Raw genomic sequence first — 608 nt, 5'->3', positions numbered from 1 at the left:
GAAAAAGGCCGAAAAGCCCAGCGCCATAGTAGAACCAGCCAAAAACACTCCGCTACACATCTCTACCAGCGCAGTGCGAAGGAGCCGTGGCTACTCGCGACGAATGTCCCTAGACATATCTTAAATGAAGTACAAATTACCAATCTGTACGCCAAGCGTATGCAGATAGAAGAGGCCTTCCGCGATCTAAAGAGTACCGCCTATGGGATCGCACTTCGTCACAACAGAACTCGTTGTACTAAACGATTAGATATCCTGCTTCTTATTGCGTTGCTCGCTGAAATCTTGATGTGGTGGAATGGCCTCATTGCAGTACAGGCCAAATGGCATTTTGACTTCCAAGCCAACAGCATTAAACACCGCCGAGTTCTCTCCATACCTCGTCTAGGGAGAGAGGTTCGAAATCATCGGCGATATCAAATTAATGAATCCCAATATCAATGGGGAATGTTCGAATATCAAAGGCTCACACACAACGCAGGACTAGGGAAATTATGAGGGGATCCGTCAGCGCCGCACTAAGGTGTGAGCGGCGCTTGGCTATACTTGAGCGAAGCGAAACTGCCAACCGTTGCTGTCTTAAACAGATTGTTGAACGAAGCCGCTAC

At 48.2% G+C, this 608-nt stretch carries 1 protein-coding gene; it reads left to right on the top strand.

Annotated elements, in window-relative coordinates; all coding sequences use genetic code 11:
* The coding region (locus AB4503_RS06930; protein ID WP_372114060.1) for a transposase at nt 1-498 on the top strand (498 nt) is incomplete at its 5' end.
* Between the last annotated feature and the right edge of the window lie 110 nt (nt 499-608).

Origin of the sequence: Vibrio sp. 10N.222.55.B11 (assembly GCF_041473705.1) — a bacterium.
Taxonomy (GTDB): Bacteria; Pseudomonadota; Gammaproteobacteria; order Enterobacterales; family Vibrionaceae; genus Vibrio; species Vibrio crassostreae_C.
Note: the sequence above shows the minus strand (reverse complement) of the source record. Positions and strands in the feature narration are given on the sequence as shown.